The sequence below is a fragment of the Mycobacterium sp. TH-M106 genome, assembly GCF_057473765.1.
The window spans coordinates 1-3030 of record NZ_JBYCLE010000294.1; the positions used below are offsets into that span (position 1 = coordinate 1).

The window sequence follows — 3030 nt, forward strand, 5'->3', positions numbered from 1 at the left end:
GCACCGTCGCCGACATCCAGCAGATCACCAACCCGGGCCTGCGACTGGTCGGCGCGTTGCCGACGCTGTACGACTCGCGCACCACCCACACGCGCGATGTGCTGCTCGACATCGCCGACCGGTACGGGCTGTCGGTGCTGACCCCGCCCATCCCGCGTACGGTGCGCTTCGCTGAGGCCAGCGCATCGGGGTCATCGGTGATTGCCGCACGCAAAAACAAGGGTGCCGCAGCCTATCGCGAGCTGGCGCACGCGGTGCTCGGACATTGGGACTCCGGCAAGCCGCTGCCGACGTTCACCCTTGAGCTGTAGCGGCGGGAGCGCGTGAGCACGCGCAAAATCGCACTCCCGGAGCCCTTGTGATGCGACTTTATGCATCCTCGCGCAGTGCTGGTGCGCTCAGCCCAGTGCGACCACGGTGTCGCCGCGCTGCTCCAACACCGTCGAACCGGACGCCCCCGGGAACACCGCGGATACCCCGGACGGACGGCTGACTTCAATGGTGCGTTCGAGCTCGCCGGTGGCCGGGTCGCAGACGTCGAGCCCGCCGCTGACCGGAATCAACAGCCGGCCCGCCATCACTGCTGCCGGCCCTAACGGAACCGCCGGACCCGCACCGGAGACGGTGTAGCGGTAGTTCAGCGTCGTGGCGTCGAACATCAGCACCGCGTCGCCGGTCCACCAGCTGACCAGACCTGCGGGCCGCGACACCGTCAAATCCGCGCTGGCCGGCGACGGTCGGCTGGGCAGCAGCGTCTTGGCGACGGTGGTGCCGGTCTGGTCGACGACTTCGATCCTGGGCTGCGGCGACGGCAGGTAGACCGCAGTGTAGGCGGCGGTGTTGTGGTCCGAGACGGCCAGCACCCGGGCACCCGAGCCAGCGGTGACGCCGGGCACGGGCAGATGGCGCTGCTCCGGTTCGTCCTCTTCCTTGCCGGCGCGCAGCAGGGTGAGCCGCAGGTTGTCTTGCCCCGGGCAGGCCTCCAGCACCGACACCGCTGACGAACCGGCAGCAGCCGACAGCAGAGTGCATCCGCTGCCCAGTCGCTGCGCGGAGGGTTTGAGCCTGGCGTCGATTTCGCCGTAGGACAGCACCCGAACCATGTCCGAACGCCACAGCTCCAACCGAGTCGGGCCGACCGACAACACCGCGGCGCCGTTGGAGGAGACGGTGACATGCCGGTCGGCGTAGCTGGTGCGGGCCGGTCCGCGCCGGCCGGTGCCGGCATCGACGGTGCTGACTTGGCCGCAGCCGCGCCCGTCGGGAAAGACGGCGACGGCGTAACGGTAGATCCAGGACACGGCGCACAGGTCGACGCCGCGGGCATAGCTCCAACGTGGCTCACCGGTAGCCGGGTCGCGTCCGGTCATCTCTCGTCCGGCACCGGTGATCACGGTTCCGGAGACGATCACCGGGCCGGTCGTCGCCGGACTGGCAGCGGTCCACAGCTGCGTCAGCGACCCCGGCACCGCCCGTGCCGGGGTCGACTCGGGGGCCGGCTCGGCTGCGGGGCGGCTGATGGTGGCCCGCGCGTCGCTGGTCCACCAGACCAGTACGCCCGCCATCACGACGGCGAGCATGATCACCGCCGCCGCTACGACATCGCCGCGGGAGCGCTGCTCGGGTCGGACCATCAGGCAGTCGGCAAGGTTCAGCTGCCGTTAGTCGCCGCGCTGGCCGGCATGCGCGGCCGGCGACGGCGCGGGCGTGACCTTTTCCGCCCGTTCTCGGCGGACGCGGCGGGCGCGGCTTCTGCGGCTGCCGTTGGCTGCTTGACGGCCTCGTGGTCTGGGCGTGTTCCCGTCACCGGCTTACCGCCGCGGGTGCGCCGCCGTGATCTGCCGGAGTTGCGGGGCGAACGCCGGCGGTCGGCGCCGGTGTCGCGCGTGGGTCGTTTGACCGGCGATTTGCGGGCCTTGCCGACGTTCCCGGTGGCATCGGCAGGGATGCCCAACTCGGTGTAGAGATGCGGTGAGCTGGAATAGGTTTCGGCCGGATCGGGGCAGCTCAGGCCCAGCGCGTGATCGATCATCGTCCAGCGGGTCAGCTCGTCCCAGTCGACCAGGGTTACCGCGACGCCGGTACGACCTGCCCGGCCGGTGCGGCCGATGCGGTGCACGTAGGTCTTCTCGTCGTCAGGGCACTGGTAGTTGATGACGTGCGTGACGTCGTCGATGTCGATGCCGCGGGCGGCCACATCGGTGGCGACCAGCACGTCGATGTCGCCGGTGCGGAACGCCTTCAGCGACTTCTCCCGGGCCACCTGATTGAGGTCACCGTGCACCGCGCCCACTGTGAACCCGCGTTCGGCGAGGTCGTCGGCGACCTTCTGGGCGGTGCGCTTGGTTCGGGTGAAGATCATGGTGGCGCCGCGCCCGCGCGCCTGCAGCACCCGGCTGACCAGTTCCAGCTTGTCCAGGGCATGGGCACGGTAGACGAATTGATCGGTGGCGTCGTGCACCGCCGAGCTGTGCGGCGCCTCCGCCCGGATGTGGGTGGGCTGGATCATGAACCCGCGAGCCAGCGTGATGATCGGATCGGGCATAGTCGCCGAGAACAGCATCGACTGGCGGCCGTCGGGAATCTGGGCCAGGATGCGCTCCACGTCCGGCAAAAACCCCAGGTCCAGCATCTCGTCGGCTTCGTCGAGCACCAGCACGGCCAGCCCGCCGAGCTGCAGATGTTTCTGCTGGGCCAGGTCGAGCAGCCGACCCGGCGTGCCCACCACCACGTCGGCACCGGCCTTAAGCGCCTCGATCTGCGCTTCGTAGGGCCGTCCACCGTAGATGGCGACTACCGACAGGGGACGGGGAGAGCGCTTGGCGTCGTTGACTGGGGGGCCGTCTGCGGTCAGGTACTTCGCGGCGTCGGCCAGGTCACCGGAGACCTGCAGGCACAGTTCCCGGGTCGGCACCACTACCAGCGCCCGCGGAACACCGGTGAGCGGCCTTGTGGTGTCGGTGCTGATGCGCTGCAGCAACGGCACGCCGAACGCGAAGGTCTTGCCCATGCCGGTGCGGGCCTGGCCGA

At 69.7% G+C, this 3030-nt stretch carries 3 protein-coding genes; 1 reads left to right on the forward strand and 2 read right to left on the reverse strand.

Annotation, left to right across the window (positions count from 1 at the left end; translation table 11 throughout):
* Positions 1 to 311: ParA family protein (locus AC2VOP_RS10290; protein WP_486960861.1), on the forward strand; the 311-nt coding region annotated here is incomplete at its 5' end.
* A gap of 87 nt (positions 312 to 398) precedes the next feature.
* Here AC2VOP_RS10290 and AC2VOP_RS10295 read toward each other — a convergent pair.
* Together AC2VOP_RS10295 and AC2VOP_RS10300 are read right to left on the reverse strand one after the other, a co-directional pair.
* Positions 399 to 1634: an Rv3212 family protein gene (locus tag AC2VOP_RS10295; RefSeq protein WP_486960862.1), complete on the reverse strand. Its 1236-nt coding sequence runs from the start codon at positions 1632 to 1634 to the stop codon at positions 399 to 401.
* A gap of 17 nt (positions 1635 to 1651) precedes the next feature.
* On the reverse strand, positions 1652 to 3030 hold a 1379-nt coding region (locus AC2VOP_RS10300), incomplete at its 5' end, for a DEAD/DEAH box helicase (protein ID WP_486960863.1).

What these genes read in the sequence shown, in the direction of transcription:
- AC2VOP_RS10295 (WP_486960862.1), bottom strand. Translation starts at nt 1,634, where the DNA reads ATGGTCCGACCCGAGCAGCGCTCCCGCGGCGATGTCGTAGCGGCGGCG.